Annotated in this window: 17 protein-coding genes; 12 read left to right on the forward strand and 5 right to left on the reverse strand. The window is 31.9% G+C overall.

What is annotated here, in order from left to right; translation table 11 throughout:
* Positions 1-99 precede the first annotated feature (99 nt).
* Complete coding sequence (locus tag PYW35_RS04360) at positions 100-1,833, reverse strand: pyruvate oxidase (protein WP_103322941.1); 1,734 nt, start codon at positions 1,831-1,833, stop codon at positions 100-102.
* A 162-nt stretch (positions 1,834-1,995) separates the two neighbouring features.
* Here PYW35_RS04360 and PYW35_RS04365 point away from each other — a divergent pair, with 162 nt between their 5' ends.
* From PYW35_RS04365 to PYW35_RS04385, 5 genes are all read left to right on the forward strand, one after another.
* A complete protein-coding gene (locus PYW35_RS04365) occupies positions 1,996-2,814 on the forward strand; it encodes a glycosyltransferase (RefSeq protein WP_016912878.1) in 819 nt (272 codons plus the stop codon).
* 83 nt (positions 2,815-2,897) lie between these two features.
* Positions 2,898-3,701, forward strand: a complete 804-nt coding sequence (gene recX / locus PYW35_RS04370) for a recombination regulator RecX (RefSeq protein ID WP_016912877.1) — start codon at positions 2,898-2,900, stop codon at positions 3,699-3,701.
* Positions 3,694-4,011 (forward strand): YfhH family protein, encoded by a 318-nt coding sequence (locus PYW35_RS04375; RefSeq protein ID WP_016912876.1) that lies wholly within the window; start codon positions 3,694-3,696, stop codon positions 4,009-4,011. Before recX ends, PYW35_RS04375 begins: the two co-directional genes overlap by 8 nt.
* A 12-nt stretch (positions 4,012-4,023) precedes the next feature.
* Entirely contained in the window at positions 4,024-5,571 is a 1,548-nt protein-coding gene (locus PYW35_RS04380) for an ABC transporter ATP-binding protein (RefSeq protein ID WP_016912875.1), read from the forward strand.
* Between the two features lie 9 nt (positions 5,572-5,580).
* The gene (locus PYW35_RS04385; protein ID WP_016912874.1) at positions 5,581-6,348 is read left to right on the forward strand and encodes an ABC transporter permease; all 768 of its coding nucleotides are present in this window, start codon (positions 5,581-5,583) and stop codon (positions 6,346-6,348) included.
* 307 nt (positions 6,349-6,655) lie between these two features.
* Here the strand turns inward: PYW35_RS04385 and PYW35_RS04390 are convergent, their stop codons facing one another.
* Positions 6,656-7,630 (reverse strand): metal-dependent hydrolase, encoded by a 975-nt coding sequence (locus PYW35_RS04390; protein WP_016912913.1) that lies wholly within the window; start codon positions 7,628-7,630, stop codon positions 6,656-6,658.
* A gap of 93 nt (positions 7,631-7,723) precedes the next feature.
* On the opposite strand from PYW35_RS04390, the gene mutY reads away from it, so the two are divergent.
* The 4 genes from mutY (at position 7,724) to PYW35_RS04410 (ending at position 12,845) form a co-directional block, all read left to right on the forward strand.
* The gene (gene mutY, locus PYW35_RS04395) at positions 7,724-8,755 is read left to right on the forward strand and encodes an A/G-specific adenine glycosylase (RefSeq protein ID WP_103322942.1); all 1,032 of its coding nucleotides are present in this window, start codon (positions 7,724-7,726) and stop codon (positions 8,753-8,755) included.
* 81 nt (positions 8,756-8,836) lie between these two features.
* Positions 8,837-9,385, forward strand: coding sequence for a nucleoside tri-diphosphate phosphatase (gene ntdP, locus PYW35_RS04400; protein WP_016912911.1), 549 nt, complete (start codon positions 8,837-8,839; stop codon positions 9,383-9,385).
* Positions 9,386-9,452: 67 nt separating this feature from the next.
* The gene (locus PYW35_RS04405; protein ID WP_016912910.1) at positions 9,453-11,192 is read left to right on the forward strand and encodes an ABC transporter ATP-binding protein; all 1,740 of its coding nucleotides are present in this window, start codon (positions 9,453-9,455) and stop codon (positions 11,190-11,192) included.
* Between the two features lie 66 nt (positions 11,193-11,258).
* A complete protein-coding gene (locus PYW35_RS04410) occupies positions 11,259-12,845 on the forward strand; it encodes an FMN-binding glutamate synthase family protein (RefSeq protein ID WP_103322943.1) in 1,587 nt (528 codons plus the stop codon).
* A 246-nt stretch (positions 12,846-13,091) separates the two neighbouring features.
* Here the strand turns inward: PYW35_RS04410 and PYW35_RS04415 are convergent, their stop codons facing one another.
* A complete protein-coding gene (locus PYW35_RS04415; RefSeq protein ID WP_016913031.1) occupies positions 13,092-14,186 on the reverse strand; it encodes an FUSC family protein in 1,095 nt (364 codons plus the stop codon).
* A 95-nt stretch (positions 14,187-14,281) separates the two neighbouring features.
* Positions 14,282-15,568 (reverse strand): glutamate-1-semialdehyde 2,1-aminomutase, encoded by a 1,287-nt coding sequence (locus PYW35_RS04420; RefSeq protein ID WP_016913032.1) that lies wholly within the window; start codon positions 15,566-15,568, stop codon positions 14,282-14,284.
* An 84-nt stretch (positions 15,569-15,652) separates the two neighbouring features.
* Here PYW35_RS04420 and bcp point away from each other — a divergent pair, with 84 nt between their 5' ends.
* The 3 genes from bcp to perR all read left to right on the forward strand — a co-directional run bounded on the left by bcp (position 15,653) and on the right by perR (position 17,601).
* Positions 15,653-16,111, forward strand: a complete 459-nt coding sequence (gene bcp, locus PYW35_RS04425) for a thioredoxin-dependent thiol peroxidase (RefSeq protein WP_016913033.1) — start codon at positions 15,653-15,655, stop codon at positions 16,109-16,111.
* A 5-nt stretch (positions 16,112-16,116) separates the two neighbouring features.
* Positions 16,117-17,070 carry a phosphoglycerate dehydrogenase gene (locus PYW35_RS04430; protein ID WP_103322944.1) on the forward strand — a complete coding sequence of 318 codons (954 nt, stop codon included), beginning with the start codon at positions 16,117-16,119 and terminating at the stop codon, positions 17,068-17,070.
* A 78-nt stretch (positions 17,071-17,148) separates the two neighbouring features.
* Positions 17,149-17,601, forward strand: coding sequence for a peroxide-responsive transcriptional repressor PerR (gene perR / locus PYW35_RS04435; RefSeq protein ID WP_016913035.1), 453 nt, complete (start codon positions 17,149-17,151; stop codon positions 17,599-17,601).
* A 25-nt stretch (positions 17,602-17,626) separates the two neighbouring features.
* Here perR and PYW35_RS04440 read toward each other — a convergent pair whose 3' ends face one another.
* Positions 17,627-18,067: a YgzB family protein gene (locus tag PYW35_RS04440; RefSeq protein ID WP_040808625.1), complete on the reverse strand. Its 441-nt coding sequence runs from the start codon at positions 18,065-18,067 to the stop codon at positions 17,627-17,629.
* Between the last annotated feature and the right edge of the window lie 343 nt (positions 18,068-18,410).

The following is an 18,410-nucleotide window of genomic DNA, read 5'->3' on the forward strand; positions in this document are numbered from 1 at the left end:
TTTAGCCCAGACACCGCTCCCTCGACAGACCCAAACCTTATACAATTAAAAAAGCAGTGAGTCTTACGAGCAAGACTTACTGCTTTATTTGTTAATATTCTAGAAGAATCTTCTGATTAATGTTTTTAGTGGTGGCATTTTTTCTAGTCTATTTTCTTCTAAAGCTGTTCTAATTTCAAATTTAGCGTATCCTTTAGCTTCGTCCCAAATGATTTTACCTGGTAGTGGGGCTGCTTCAGGATCAACTTTTACGTTTACGATAACTGGTTTGTTCGCGTTTTTAGCTTTTTCTAGTGTTGGTGCTATGTCTTCAACATCAACGACGTTATAACCAATACCGCCACAACTGTCAGCGAATTTAGCGAAATCAATATCACCTAAATCAATTGCATACTCTAATTCTCCAGCTGCTTGTTGCTCATATTTTATGAAAGCTAATTCTTGGTTATTTAGTACGACAACTATAATCGGCAGTTTATATAACACTGCTGTTACAAAATCTTGCATAACCATTGCCAAACCTCCATCGCCTGTTATGGCAATAGCTTGTTTATCAGGATTTGCTATTTTACTAGCTATTGCGCCGGGTAAGGCACATCCCATTGTTCCTAACCAAGAGGATGTTATGAACTGATGATTATGACCAAGTTGTAAATATCTTGTACTCCATACTGTTGAAGTACCGACATCTACTGAGAAAACAGTATCATCAGTAGAAATTTTTTCAATTTCAGCCATTAATAATTCAGGGCGTATAGGTTTACTTGTATCATTACGATCTTCTTCTAACCATTTGTTCCAAGATTTCATGTTTTCTTGACATGCTTTCAAAAATTTACGGTCATTAACTTCATGACTTGCTTGAGTTAAGGAAGCTAATACATTTTTTGTATCACCAATTAAACCAACATCGACATTAAATCTATTTCCTATATTTGATCGATTAATGTCTATTTGAATACATGGGATATCCTTGTCTGGTAAGTAGTCTACATAAGGATAATTTGTACCAACTAGAATTAATAAATCAGCATCTTTTGAAGCTTCAAATGCTGGCTTAGTCCCGATTTTTCCTAAGTTACCCATAAAATTAGGATGCTTATCAGGTATAATACCTTTAGCTGGTAAAGTAATAAGTCCAGGTGCATCGATATGGTCTAAAAAGTCTAAAAGTTCATTTTTAGCATTTTTGGCGCCAACGCCAGTTAACACGACTGGTTTCTCACTTTTATTTATTAATTCCACTGCTTTTGCAATGTCTTCATCTTCAGCGTATGTTACGGCATTTTCAAATTTGTAGGTTTCCATTGGGACCATATCTTCAATTTTTTCGTCTAATACGTCACTTGGAATTGTTAATACTGCTACACCTTTTTTAGCATATGCTGTTTTAATCGCTTCATCCACAATTTCGTGAACATTTTCAGCAGATTCCAGTTGTTTATTGTAAACAGCTACATCGTCAAAAAGAGCTGTTAGATTAACTTCTTGGAAGAACTTAGTGCCTAATAATTTTGAATCAGTTTGTCCTGCTAAGACAAGCATAGGGACGTTATCCATTTTAGCGTCATACATACCATTTAACATATGTATCGCTCCAGGACCACCTATACTTAAAGCGACAGCCAATTTGCCTGTTAACTTAGCATAGCTACTCGCTGCTAATGCAGCAACTTCTTCGTGTCTGACGCCATAGAATTTGATATTATCTTCTTCTTTTTTTAGAGCATCTACAACTTTATCTATAGAATCACCAGGGATACCATATACATGATCAACCTGCCAATTTTTCAAAACTTTAACAAGTGCATGGTTTGCTTTTATTTTCGCCATTTTAAAATCCTCCTTATAATTAAACTATACCCAAATACGCTAAAGGTTATACGTTGTTATAAGACTCTGGACTGATTTTGTTGTTTTTAAGTAAAAAGAAGTGTTTAAAATACATATTACAAGCTATAATGATGTAAGAAATACTAATAAGGGAGAATAAAGATGGGGCTATTTAAAAATAAGAAGCGTGATATTCCACAACCTAATTCTCAAGAAGAAGTTCAATATAGAAGATATCAGCACTATTATCAAGAACCAGTGCAACCAAGAAAAAGAAAACGAGTATCTAAACTATTTGGTTTTATTACAATACTCATAATACTCATTATTGCGTTTTATCTGGCAGTAATGTACATGTGGTCAAGAACTTCTGATGTAGATGAATTAGTTAAAATAGAAGATAAACCTGCATATGTTCATGTTGAAGATATGCCTGATTACACTAAAAATGCTTTTGTTGCTGTAGAAGACAAAAGGTATTACGATCACGAAGGTATAGATTTAAGAGGTGTATCTCGTGCGCTTGCAGTTAGTTTAAAAAATGGAGAATTAACGCAAGGTGGTAGTACAATTACACAACAAGTCGTAAAAAATTATTTTTACTCTAATGAATCTCAATTAACAAGAAAAGTTAAAGAAATGTTTGTTGCAAAGCGTGTAGAAGATAAATATAGTAAAAATGATATTTTAAGTTACTACGTGAATAACATTTACTTTGGAGAGAACAATTATACGATTGAAGAAGCGGCGAATTATTACTTTGGTGCAACAGTAAATAAGAATAATCAGAACTTACCTCAAGTATCTGTATTGCAAAGTGCAATTTTAGCAAGTGTTGTTAACGCACCGTCTAATTTTGATATTAACAATATTAGCGATAGTTATATGACAAGAATTAAAACGACACTAGAAAAAATGAAACAACAAAATTATATTTCTGATTCTGAGTATACACAAGCTATAAATGAATTGAATCAATAAATAAACACACTGAGTTAAGTGATTAAACTTTTAAACTCAGTGTGTTTTATTGTATCCTATATATATGTGTGGAGGGATGTAAAGTGCTTAAAATTACTAAAATTGAAGTGCAGAAGAAAAACAAAGAGCGTCTAAATTTATTTATAAATAATGAATTTGAAATGGGTATTGATCAAGCTACATACATCTACTTTAATTTAAAAAAAGATTTAGAACTAACGAAAAGCAAGTTACAAGAAATTAAAGATTATGACCAATATAGACAAGCGCTAAATCAAGCGATTGTATACTTATCTCATAAGAAGAGAACGAAATTAGAAATCGAGAAATATTTAGCGGATAAAGAATACTCTATAGATTTAATTTCTCAAGTAATAGATTACTGTGAATCTAATAAATACATAAATCACGAAGATTATATCGAAAGTTTAAAGAACACAATATTGAAGACAACTGACAAAGGTCCAGATCATTTTGAAAGAGTTGCTAAAGAAAAAGGGATAGAAGCAGATTTAATTTTCACATATAAAGAAAAATTTGAAATGGAAATGGCAGAAGATCGAATTCCCGAAATTGCAAAAAAAATTATGCAAAAAAAGAAACAACCTCCAAATCGGCTTAAACAATCAATTGTTCAAACGTTACAACAAAGAGGATATGCTTTTTCACTAATAAATGAGCATCTATCGGATTTAAACATTGAACCGACATCTGACAATGTAGAAAATATTTTGATGAAAGATTTAGAAAAGGTATATAATAAATATCAAAAGAAATATAATGGATATGAACTTAAATCTCACGTAATTCAAGCTTTAATTAGAAAAGGGTATACTTTTGATATGATTAATGACAAATTAAGAGAAAGTGGTATTGTAGATGAATAATGATAAAAAATTAGTAGAAATGAATGAATACGAACTTAAAACGGTCATCGCGGAATATAGAGAAAAGATGAGAAAATCAGAAATGATGGGTATACTAAATGAATATGAAGTTTATAAAAGAAAAGCGCTCATAGCAGAAAGTTACCTTGTAGATACTTCTAAAATAGAAGTAGGAAAAGTATATGGTTTAGTAGGTGACACACCTAGCTACTTTAAAGTAGAAAGAATAAATGGTGTATTTGCTTGGGGATTTAGATTAAAAGGTTCAAAAATTGAAGAAGGCATTCCTGTAAGTCTTCTACAACTATAATGGTGGTGCAGAATGACACAGCAAATATTACTAAGAGTTGTAAACGCAACTAAATATTACTACGAAAATAAACAACAAAATAAATTTAAATCATTATTCAAGTTAAAACATTTGAACAAAAATATCGTGCTAAAAAATGTAACTGTTCATTTATATAGAGGTGAAGTACTGGGTATTATCGGTGATCACGAATCAGGTAAAGAAATGATTAGTAAGCTGATGATTAAAGAAGTAGCACCTAATTTAGGTAAAGTAAGGAACAATGAACAAACATTTTTAGCAGATGTTGCTCATAAATCAGAAGACCATCAAACACTCAATGAAATGGTAATTAGAACTTTGAGCTTATCGGGTGTTAGCGTTAGAGATATTCCTACAATTCAAAGACAAATTTTAAGCTTTGCAAAGTTAAGCGATAAAGGTTCAAAGACTTGCCAAGAAATAGATGAAGCAGAATATGCTCAATTATTAATAAGTATTGCCAAGTATATGAGACCAACAGTAGCAATTTTCACGAATATTATTCAATATTTAGATGAATACTATCAAAAAAGATTCAATGAATTTTTAAATGAGCAGAAAGAATATGATAGAGCGGCTGTATTAATAGATGATCATTTACATTCAATTGAAAAAATGAGTAATTATCTTATTTGGTTAACGTATGGTCAAGTTAGAAAAGAAGGTACGGTTAAAGAAGTATTGACTTTTTATCGTGATTATCAAAAGAAATACAATCAAATTCAAGATAAAAACCAAAAAGAATTATATGATTTGAAATGGAAAATATCTAAGCAAGAATTACCAGTTGCACAAGGTGGAGGATATAAAAGAATGCGTAAATATCAATATGGACGAATTCCTAAGTCCATTGAGAAAATGATATTTTACGGCATTACATTTTTAATTGGTGCAACTTTAGCAGCGTTATTTATGTTTGTAGGTGTAGGTAACTCTCAGACTGATAAAGAAGTAACAACTAAACAAGTCATCACGACGAATAGTGAACCTAAATACATAGATAAATCTGCTTATGTTCTATCTTTAAAGCATGATACTGAACTAACGCCTTCATCTAACGGAGAAAAAATGAAAGTACCACAATATAGCTTTTTAGATGTAACTGGAGAGAATCAATCAAACTATAGACTCGAAGTAGATGATAAAGCCTATATATCTAAGAAGAACAATTTGTATTTCTTTAATCCAGCAGGACTTTATGAAGATGTTGATTGGGCGGATTTAGAAGATTATGTTGATGGTAGTTACTTAAACTATATAGATTTTTACAACAGCTTTATGCATAAAAGTCATAAACAAGTTTCAGAAACGATAACAGCTGATAAGGCTAACCGTTTCAATGAACAAATGGAAGGTCAAAAAGTGCATATGGTTTTCAATAGTGATAACGTATTAACTGGTTTTACTTTTGACATTAAAGATAAACAAAAACTGATTGATAAATTTAATATTACAAGTGATACTTGGGTAGTAAAATCTAAAGATGGATTTATGATAGCAGATTTAGAAGAAAATAAATGGATATTTATTCAATTGTAGGAGGACCATATGAACGAACTATTTGAACAACATATTAAACATTTTCCACATATGATCAAATATTGCTTCTTTGAAGTTAAAAATCATTATAAATACTATTTATCTGCCTTTGCTATTATGTTGCTACTATTGTTAATCACCTATATTAAATTGATGATAAGTGACGCGATAGACGTAGAAAAATCAACTTCTTATTTTAAATTAATCGGACTTTTTTCTTATATGTGGATATTTTTATCGCTCTTTAATGCTGAAAAGACGGTTAGAAAACAAGGTGCTTTATACAATCGTTTATCAGTACCATATTACGTTGGTGCATCTGCTCAAGTGCTACTCACGATGATTATATTTTTAATTATCGTGACAGTGACAGGCATTGTTTCAACGAGTACGACTAATATAATTGAAATCAATCATTTAGGGTTCTTTTATTATTTAGTAATGGCATATATTTTACTTGTACCGATAGCTTCTATGATTGGTGTGCTTGGTAAGTATATGTATTCTACAAGATTTATCGTTTTTGGGTTATTAATATTGTTATTGTTTATTGTTCCTATCTTGTACGTACCTGATAATATGTATGCAGTTTGGGTAAACGTATTAAAATTGAATCCGTTATTTTATATTATTAATGGTTTTCAACAGTCAATGATTCTTGGGAATGCTTCAGTAACGAATTTACCGTATCATATACTGTTCTATTTTGAAGTAGCATTTATCTATTTAGCTTGGATAAACGTGAACAGAGCTTATAAAACAAAATATTTCAAATAAAAAAATCTAGGAGATATGGCCTAGAAGTTTAAAAAGTAGTAGTTATTTTAAAAATTAAAAACACGAATTTGGACGTAAATCTCAACTTAAAATAAATCACCCAATCCGTTGAAATCATTTTCGGATTGGGTGATTTTATATTTCTGATTTTGTAAAGTGCTGACGCCCGGGGGAATAGTATGTGAGAGAGACTACAGGCTCGAGCCATACCCCAGGCAAGCATGCACTTTTCAAAATCATTATAGTTTAGGACATTTATGTCCCAGGATCGTGTTGTATTGAGAAGTGAAATAATCACTGTAATTCATTATGCTTCTAGTTTTTTCATTAATTTTTCTTCAGTAAATACCCATCCGATATATGAAGACGTTACTTTCATATCATCATCTAAATGTAATATTGCTACGAATGGATAGTGTCCATTTTTTAAATATCTCAAATCAATAAAGCGCAGTTCAGTCGTTTTTTTATCAATTCTAGTGACTTCCCAACGATAAATGGAACTAAAGCTTAAAAATGATCTTAAGTTTTCATCATGTTTTGCATAGGCCATAATATGATCATTAGGGAATGATTGTCTTTTGAAAACATCATTAAACGCAACGTTACGGCCATAGCTTCGTCCGACATAATCATGTGTTTCTGTTTGTATCGCTATTCGCCACTCCATAAACCTGATTGTTGGTGCAACGAATATTTTGACAGGATTATGTTCTTGTTGTATTTGTTTCAATGCTTGATTTTTAATCGCTTTTTGTAACATGAAACGCAATACATAATAAAATGCTAATAAGGCATATAATGTACCGAAAGCAATACTTGGATGAACACCAAGTGTCCAAAATAAAATCGCAACTAAGTGTGCTACAAAAATAATGGGATCAAAGGTATTGATAATACTTAACTGAATCCACTTATTAGATATAGGCCTTAGCGCTTGTGTACCATATGAGTTAAAGATATCAACAAAAACATGAAAGAATACAGCAAACTGTGTCCACAACCAAATATGCAAAACATCTACCCCTGGAAATATAACGAAAATTAGAAAGGTTAGAATTAAGGGCCATAATAGTGTGAAAGGAATGGAATGTGTTATACCTCTATGGTTCTTAACGTATATTGCATTATTTTTAAATTTCAAGACAGTATCTATATCGGGTATTTGAGATCCAATCATAATACCCGTTGCAACTGCAGTAAATGTAGGTGTAACATTTGGGTCTAATGTCGCAAGACCCGTCAATGCAACGCCCATAACAACATGTGTACCAGTATCCATAAAAATCACCACTTTACTTTAATCTATATGATATATATTATATAGCATAAGTATAGTAATCCGAAAGTAATTCACAAGAAAGTAGTGTCATAAATGATAGAAACGAAAGAATTTAAAGACGATTTACTCAACTGGTTTCATGAAAATAAGAGACAGATGCCATGGAGAGAGACTACTAACCCTTATTATATTTGGTTGAGCGAAGTTATGCTGCAGCAAACACAAGTCAATACTGTAAGACCTTATTATAATGCGTTTATAGACCGCTTTCCTACAATTCAAGCACTAAGTGAATCTAAAGAAGATGATGTTTTGAAGTATTGGGAAGGTCTAGGGTACTATTCAAGAGTGAGAAATTTTCATGAAGCAGTTAAAGAAGTTCACAATAAATACGATGGAATTGTTCCAGATAATCCAGAAGAGTTTAAAAAGTTAAAAGGGGTAGGGCCTTATACTAACGCAGCAGTGATGAGTATCGTCCACAATCACCCTATACCAGCAGTTGATGGTAATGTATTGCGTGTTTGGAGTAGATTGACTTGCAATGATCGTGATATAGCAGCACCAAAAACGAAAAAAATATTCGAAGAGGAATTACAACCATTTGTTAAAAGCGAGTCAGGTGATTTTAATCAGGCAATGATGGAATTAGGTGCTACAATTTGTACGCCAAAGAAAACTTTATGTATTATGTGTCCTGTACAAAAACATTGTTCAGCTTTTGCTGAAGGTCGAGTATCTGAATTACCAGTTAAAACGAAAAAAGCGAAGAAAAAAACAGTTGATTATTCAGTATTATATATTACAAATAGTGCTGGAGAGATTCTAGTACGTCAAAGAGATACTAAGTTATTAAATAGCATGTGGGAATTTCCAATGTTCGATGCTGAAGATAGCATTCATAGTATTGAAGAAGAACTAGATGCGGTCATTGATGTTCAAGAAGAGCCTATGTTCACAACGAAACATGTATTCACACATATGACATGGAACATGAAAGTATACAGAGCATATACTCAGAAGCAATCATTTGAACCGCCTTATAAATGGATGAAGAAAGACGAAAAAGAAAAGTTATCATTCTCAACGTCCATGTCTAAAATTTTTAATGAAGTTAACACGTAAATTAAAAACAAACATAATTTTAGCTTATTATTTTTAATATGTTATAATAACTTGGTAAATAATTAAAAGGTGGTGTGGAACATGGTCAAAGAATCCATACCAAAAGAGGGCCAAGTAATTAAAGTGCAAAGTTATAAACATGATGGTAATATACATCGTGTATGGTCAGAAACAACAGTTCTTAAAGGTACGAGTCATGTTATTATCGGTGGGAATAATCGAACACTCGTAACAGAAAGTGATGGTCGAACTTGGGTAACAAGGGAGCCAGCGATTGTTTATTTCCATGCAGAGTATTGGTTTAATGTAATTTGTATGTTCCGCGATGATGGTGTTTATTATTATTGTAATTTATCTTCACCTTTTGTTTGTGATGAAGAAGCTATTAAATATATCGATTATGATTTAGACATCAAAGTTTATCCAAGTGGAAAGTATCATTTGTTGGACGAAGATGAATATCGTCAACATATGAAGCAAATGAATTATCCTAAAGACATTGATGCAATTCTAAAAAGAAATGTTGATATTCTACAACAATGGATTGAACGTAAAAAAGGACCATTTGCGCCAGACTTTATTAAAGTTTGGCAAGAAAGATTTCATTCAATTGATAGACGAAATTCATGAGAATGAAAACATAGCAGCCTAGCAAAAGCTAGGCTGTTTCGTTTGGACTATGATTGGGGGAACGGAAATGATTAAAAGGTATTTACAATTCGTGAAACCATATAAATGGCATATTGTAGGTACGATTATCATTGGAATTTTAAAATTTGGGATTCCATTATTGATGCCATTATTAATAAAATATGTTATTGATGATGTAATCAATAATGGGGCATTATCTATTGGGCAAAAAACAGAAAAATTAGCTTATGCGATGCTAATTATGGGATTTATTTTTGTGGTTTTAAGACCACCAATAGAATATTTCAGACAATATTTAGCGCAATGGACATCTAATAAAATTCTTTATGATATTCGAAAAAAATTATATACACATTTACAAGCACTCAGTTCTAGATTTTATGCTAATAACAAAGCAGGAGAAATCATATCTAGAGTGATAAACGATGTTGAACAAACGAAAGACTTCATACTAACTGGTTTAATGAACGTCTGGTTAGATCTAGTTACAATTATAATTGCACTTAGCATTATGTTTGTTCTAGATGTTAAGCTTACTTTTTCAGCAATCGCGATATTCCCTGTATTTATTTTCAGCATCTATTATTTCTTCGGAAGATTACGTAGCCTTACGCGAAGAAGATCTCAAAGTTTAGCAGAACTACAAGGCTTTTTACATGAACGAGTTTCAGGAATGTCAGTGATTAAAAGTTTTGCCATTGAAAAAAATGAAGAAAAAAGATTCGACGTAAGAAACCAAAATTTCTTAACTAAAGCTACTGACCATACTAAATGGAATGCTAAATCTTTTGCAGTTATTAATACAGTGACAGATATCGGACCATTAATTGTTGTAGGTTTCGGTGGGTTTCTCGTGATACAAGGTAATTTAACAGTAGGTACGTTAGCTGCATTTGTTGCATACTTAGAACAATTATACGGACCGTTAAGAAGATTAGTAGCATCATCTACAACTTTGACACAAAGTATTGCATCAATGGACAGGGTGTTTCATCTGTTCGACGAAAAATATGACGTGAAAAATGAAGACGATGCGAAAGAAATTAGAATTAAAGATGGACATATAGCATTTGAAAATGTTTCATTTAAATACAACGAATATGAAGATGATGTGCTTACTGATATTAACCTTGATATTAAAAAGGGTGAAACAGTTGCCTTTGTCGGTATGAGTGGTGGCGGTAAATCTACTTTGATTAGTTTACTTCCTAGGTTTTATGATGTTACAAAAGGTAGTATCAGGATTGATCATCATAACGTAAAAGATTTCACTACTGAAAGTCTTAGAAATCAAGTTGGAATGGTAGAACAAGATAATATCCTTTTTTCTGATTCAATAAAAGAAAATATTCTACTTGGTAAACCAGATGCTACTGATGAAGAAGTTATTGCAGCAAGTAAGAAAGCTAATGCTCATGACTTTATTATGTCTTTACCAAATGGATATGATACAGAAGTTGGCGAACGAGGTGTGAAATTATCTGGTGGTCAAAAACAACGCGTTTCTATCGCTAGAATTTTCCTTAATAATCCACCTGTTTTAGTTTTAGATGAAGCTACAAGTGCCCTTGATTTAGAAAGTGAAAAAATTATTCAAGATGCTTTAGAAATATTAAGCTCAGAAAGAACAACACTGATCGTCGCGCACAGATTATCTACGATTACACATGCTGATAAGATTGTAGTAATTCAAAATGGTCATATTGAAGAAGTAGGATCACATAAAGAATTAATGCAAGCTAAAGGTAGTTATTACAATTTATATAGTATTCAATCGTTCGGGTAATATTACAATACCTCCTTATTTTATGCTATCATTAACATGATAGAGATAGAATAAGGGGGATTTTTTATGAGCTTTTTAAATATATTGCAACTGATCGTGAATATTTTGTTCTTTGTAATTATCATAGGTGCTTTGATTACGTGTATATCGCTTTACATTATAGATAAAAGGCAAAAACATCACAGTGTATTAAGAAATTATCCTTTATTAGGTAGAGTCCGATACTTTCTTGAAATGATTGGACCTGAGTTAAGACAATATCTTATTTTGAATGATAATGATGGTAAACCTTTTTCTAGAAAACAGTATTTAAATATGGTTATGCCTGGAAAATATAAAAATAGAATAGAAAGTTTTGGTTCGTTAAGAAAGTTTGAAGAACCAGGTTTTTATTTGCAGAATGCTATGTTTCCTGTAGATCATGACGAATTAGAAATTAATCAAGACGAAATAATGTCTACATATATTTATAATATTTCAAACGAAGGACTTTTTGATCGAAAAGAGAGTCAAATTCAACAAGAAGTTGAGCCATATAATTTGACCCATAACAATGAAATCATCATTGGGGAGAACTTAAAGCATCCATTTATTGCGAAAAGATTGGTAGGACAGTCGGGAATGAGTTATGGCGCATTAGGTAAAAATGCAATAACAGCTTTATCTAAAGGGTTAGGAAGAAGCGGTTCGTGGATGAATACAGGTGAAGGTGGATTAAGTGAACATCATTTATCTGGAAATTGTGATATCATCTTCCAAATTGGACCCGGACTATTTGGTGTGAGAGATGAAGATGGGAACTTTGATGAAAAAGAATTTGTTGAAAAAGCGAATATAAAGCAAGTTAAAGCATTTGAATTAAAATTAGCTCAAGGTGCAAAAACAAGAGGCGGTCATATTGAAGGTCAAAAAGTCACAGAAGAAATTGCAAAAATAAGAAATGTGACACCATTTGAAACGGTGAATTCACCGAACCGATTCGAGTTTCTTCATAATAATAAAGAACTACTTGAATTTGTAGAGAAGTTAAGAAGGTTATCCGATAAACCTGTTGGAATTAAAATTGTTGTAGGTAATATAAACGATTTAAAATTATTAATTCATGATATGGTTTCGACGAATATTATTCCTGATTTCATAACTGTAGATGGTGGAGAAGGTGGAACAGGCGCAACATTTCAAGAACTCGTTGATACTGTAGGGTTACCATTATTTACAGCTTTGCCAATATTAGATGTAGAATTGAAAAAACATAAAATTAGAGACAAAGTTAAAGTGTTTGCTTCAGGAAAATTAATTACACCAGACCAAATAGCAATTGCTTTAGGGTTAGGCGCTGATCTTGTAAATGTGGCAAGAAGTTTAATGATTAATGTAGGGTGCATTATGGCGCAACAATGTCATACAAATAATTGTCCCGTTGGCGTAGCTACTACTGATCCTAAAAAAGAAACAGCATTAGTTGTGTCAGAAAAAGAATATAGAGTTTCAAATTATATTGTGAGTTTACATGAGGGACTATTTAATTTAGCAGCTGCAGTTGGCGTGAAAAGTCCAAATCAAATAAGAGAGCATCATTTACTGTATAGAAGTTATAATGGTGACTTAATGAATATCATAGAATACAAAAAGTCCTTATATAAAGAAAATTAAATCAAAAAATAAAGAAAATTAAATCAAAAAATAGAGTTTGGAATATAAATCCCAACTTAAAATAAATCACCCAATCCGAAAATGATTCCAACGGATTGGGTGATTTTATATTTCTGGTTTTTTAAAGTGCTGACGCCCGGGGGAATAGTATGTGAGAGAGACTACAGGCTCGAACCATACCCCCAGGCAAGCATGCACTTTAAAAAATCATTATAGTTTAGGACATTTATGTCCGAGACTCTATTTTTATAGGTCAAAGTCTTCATCTTCAATTTGAATGTCACTATCTTCGGGATGATATTTAAAGTAACTAGATGATAGTTTGTCTAAGTGAAGTATAGTAGCTTTGTAATCAAGCATTGCTGATAAGACTTGCATGACATTTTCGATGTAATAATCTTCTTGATTTGGATTATTAGTAATGTCTTTTATAAATATCTTCATTAAATCTTCTTTATAAGGTTCAACTAAATAATCTGGAACTTGGTCAATGTCATGTTTAGCTTTTTGTGATATTCTAACCAATATTTGTTCGTGTTGTGCCATTAGTTCATCGAGTTCAAATTTCATTTGTACCTTTAAATCATCATTTAGATTGTGAATATCATTTTCGTAACGATTCATTTTACGTAGAACTTCATATGCTCTTCGTGTAGCTGCAATTATTTCTTTGAAAAGAATCTTTTTTCGCATTTGACTAAAAGCTTGTTTTTTAGTGTATGCTCTTTCTTCTTTATAATAAAGATAAAATTGTTCGAGCTTTACGATTCTCGTTCTTATCGTTTCTAAATCTTGCTTTACATAATGAAATTCAGTCGTACCATTTAAGACTAATCTAAACCATTTGAATATGTCAGTAGATATATTCAATGAATTATAGTACATTTTTGTTTCAAACTTTGGTGGTAGAAAAGTGAAGTTAACGATAAAAGCACTTAGTACCCCAATCATGACTAGTAGAAATCGGTAGATGGCAGATATATAGAAATCACCTTCATGATGCCCAAGTATGATTAAAGCTGTAACAACAGCTAAGTTAGAAACATGTTGTAGATTGAATTTATATAGTATTGAAATGATGATGACTGCCGTTAAACCAATAAAGACGACGTTGTTACCAAATATTGAAAATATTGTAACGGCAGTTATGGCACCTATCACATTACCTTGAAATTGCTCTACTATCGTTTTAAAAGAGCGATAAACGCTTGGTTGCATGGCAACCATAGCAGCTACACCAGCTATTGATGTTATCAATGTTGGTCCTGGCAGTAAATTTGCTAGAAATATTGCTAGGACAATAGCGATACCAGTTTTAAATATTCTTGCCCCAAATTTCATAGAACCATTCCTTTTTGTTATTAAAACAGGGTTGTAATAAATATCACAAGCCTAGTATATATTGGTTATACATTGTTTTTAATAACTTTTCAAGTTTATAGTTGAGATAATGCGTAATCAGCAGCATTTAATGTCTGTTTTATGTCTTCTTCTGTATGTTCTGTCGTTATAAACCACGCTTCATATTTAGAAGGCGCTAAATTAATACCTTGGTTTAACATAGCTTTAAAGAACTTCGCAAATTTTTCACCGTCAGTATTTTCAGCTTGTACATAGTTTTCTATTTTTTCATCCGTAAAGTATAATGTTAAAGCACCTTTTACTCTGTTGACTGTTGCTTGAACTTTGTGTTTTTCAATGAGTTCTAGTAAACCATCTTCTAATTGCTGACCTAGTTGATCTAACTTCTCATAGACACCAGGTTGTTCTAAAATTTCTAACAATGCGATACCAGCTCTCATTGAAAGTGGGTTTCCAGCCATTGTACCAGCTTGATATGCAGGTCCTAATGGTGCGACATGTTCCATAATTTCTTGTCTTCCACCATAAGCACCTATAGGTAAACCCCCACCAATGACTTTACCAAATGCTGTTAAGTCGGGATATACACCTAGTAAATCTTGAGCAGCTCCGTAATGGAATCTAAATGCAGTTATCACCTCGTCGTAAATAACTAATCCACCGTGTTCATGTGTGATGTCATTTACTGCTTCTAAAAATCCTTCTTTCGGTTCAACCATACCAAAGTTACCAACAATAGGTTCTACTAATACACCTGCAACTTGATCTCCCCAATGATCCATCGCTTCTTTAAAAGAATCGACATCATTAAATGGAACAGTAATAACTTCTTGCGCTACACTTTTTGGAACACCAGCTGAGTCTGGCGTGCCCAGTTGTGAAGGGCCACTACCTGCTGCTACAAGAACAAGGTCTGAATGACCATGATAACAACCAGCGAATTTTATGATTTTATCACGATTTGTATAAGCGCGGGCAACTCTAATAGTAGTCATCACTGCCTCAGTACCTGAATTAACAAATCTAATTTTTTCTAATGACGGAATTGCATGGCGTAATTTTTTAGCAAAAGTAATTTCATATTCTGTAGGAGTTCCGAATAATACACCGTCCTCTGCTGCATTTTTAATCGCTTCTGTAATGTGTGGATGTGCGTGACCTGCAATGATAGGACCATAAGCTTGTAAGTAATCAATGTACTTATTGTCATCTACATCATAGAAATATGCGCCTTTAGCTTTTTTCATAACGACCGGTGCACCTCCACCAACTGCTTTGTATGAGCGAGAAGGGGAATTAACACCACCTAAAATATATTCGTCTGAAAGTGTTTGTAAATATTCACTTTTTGCAAAATTCATGTTATCAACCTCTTTTAATTTAATTATTTTCATTTATATCGTATCATAAAATGGAGTAACTATCGTTTATAAGGAGTGCAAATCATGATACAAATTGGTGAGAAATTTCCAGAATTCGAATTAAAAAATCAAAATGGTGAAATTGTAAGCAGTAAGGACTTAAAAGGAAGTAAAAGTGTTGTATATTTTTATCCAAGAGATAATACGCCAACTTGTACGACAGAAGCTTGTGATTTTAGAGATAATTTAGAGCTTTTCAACGATTTAAATACTAAAGTATACGGAATCAGTGGTGATAGTGAAAAGAAACATTCTAATTTCTCTAATAAGCATAACTTAAATTTTGATTTGTTAGTTGATGAAGATTATAAACTATCAGATGAACTAGGCGTATATCAACTGAAGAAATCGTTTGGTAAAGAATCAATGGGGATTGTTAGAACGACATTTGTGTTAGATGAAGAAGGGGTAGTAAAACATATCATCGAGAAAGTGAAAGTCAAAACACAAATAGAAGAGTTGAAAAACATTATAAAGGGATGATATAGATGAAGGTCGTAACTTTAATGAGGTTAAAAGATCAAGAAGAAAGACTAAAAGAAACATTTCCTAATATAGAGTTCACATTTTATAAGCATCCTAACTTGGCAGATGAAGAAGTACTTAAAGACGCTGATGTATTAGTTAGCTATCATAGTGAAGTAGATGAAACATTTTTAGATAAGTGTAAACAGCTTAAACTAATCGCTTGGTTCGCAACAGGGGTAAATCAATTACCTTTAGATTACATTAATAAAAGAAATATTAAATTAACGAATGCAAAAGGCGTACATGCTATACAAATAGCAGAATTCATATTCGCTTATATCTTAAATGATATCAAGTTATTTAAAGAAACATATGAATCACAGAAGAAAAGGGCGTTTAATCATAAGTTAAGCCCTGATTCAATCAATGACAAAACAATATTATTTCTTGGAACAGGAAAAATTCCAGAAAGAACTGCAGAAGTAGCAAAAGCATTTAATATGAAGGTAATCGGTATAAATACAACTGGTCATGACGTTTCAGGATTTGATGAAGTATATTCTATAGAAGAAAGACGTCAAGTTTTTAATAAAGCAGACTTCATAGTGAATGTATTACCAGAAACTGAAGATACAATTCATTTGTTACAAAAAGCAGACTTTGAACATATGAAAGCAGACGCCCACTTTATTAATGTAGGAAGAGGAACCGTTGTAAAAGAAGCGGTACTAGTAGAAGCATTGATTAATAAAGAAATCAGATATGCTTCTATTGATGTGTTTGAAGAAGAACCTTTACCAGCCACTTCTAAATTATATGATATGGATAACGTGTTTATAACGGCTCATATTTCTGGAAATGATGGAAATAACTTAAAGAGAAGCACTGACATACTTGTTGAAAATTTAAATCAAATAATTAATGGGAATTTAAAATCATTATTTAATGAAGTTAATTCAAAAGCAGGATACTGATTAATTGTTTGACAAATTGCTAATAAAAGGGATATATTATAAATAATAATCATTATAAATTAGAAGGTGGGTGTAAGGATGCAACAAAATGTTGAGAATGTTGAACACATGTTAGACGATGCAATTGGTACTTTACGAAGTACAGGTGTTAGAATTACACCACAGCGTCAATCGATTCTTCAATATTTAATTGAAACAGATAGTCATCCTACTGCTGATGAAATTTATCAGTCACTTTCACCACAATTTCCAAATATGAGTGTTGCTACAGTTTATAATAACTTAAAAGTTTTTAAAGAGACTGGGCTTGTTAAAGAATTAACGTATGGTGATGCTTCAAGCCGTTTTGATTTTGAAACGCATAATCATTATCATATCATTTGTGATCAATGTGGTAAGATATCTGATTTTCATTACCCGAGATTAGATGAGGTTGAACAATTAGCTCAACACGTTACGAGTTTTTCAGTTACTCACCACAGAATGGAAATATATGGTGTTTGTCCAGAATGTCAAAGTAAGAATAAATAAAGAAAAAGCTAAAGGTAATTTACCTTTAGCTTTTTTTCTTTTCTTCATTAGTATCTGCAATTTCCTGTTCTTCTAACTTCTTAGATTTACGTTTGTTATTATAATCTTGGTTAAATGTCTTGCCTTCTAGGTTCTTGTCCAAAGTAAGAGGTTGGTTACAATTCGCACATATATCTGCGCGTCCCAACATTTTTGTATAATGATCACAGTTTGGACATTGAACTTGTATTGTACGAGAGCTTAACATACCTATCCAAAAATACACCACAAAAGATAAACCAAGAGCCAACATCCCCAGAACTAAGAAAATACTAAATACAATTTGGCTTTTGAAATAGTAAAAGAAGAATACACCTACATACATTACAATCATCCCTAAAAAGATTAATCCTAATGCAAAAGATCTTATTCTGTTAATTTTACTAGTAGGTTTCTTACGAAATAGCTTCAATTCTATTCCCTCCATACTATTTAATACTGATAAAGTATAGCATAATTTCTATTAAAATATATAGTACCTTATAAAGCGAAAAAATACACGAATTTGTGTGTAGAAATCGTTGACGTAGCCGTTATATCTTGATATATTATAAAAGTCGTCAAAACAGACAGACGAAACAAAATAAATTGATTGTTAAAAAGGTTAACAAAGTGTAAATTTGACGCTTGAAATTAACCAAATAACAATGTAATATAAATTATGCAAGTTGATTGATTCAGAAATGACAGCTTGAAAAGATTAGTCACTTCCAAAAAAAAACAAAATATTATTTTTTAAAAATAATACTTGCATTGATATTTAATAACTG

The sequence above is a fragment of the Mammaliicoccus vitulinus genome (assembly GCF_029024305.1).
GTDB classification, from domain to species: Bacteria; Bacillota; Bacilli; order Staphylococcales; family Staphylococcaceae; genus Mammaliicoccus; species Mammaliicoccus vitulinus.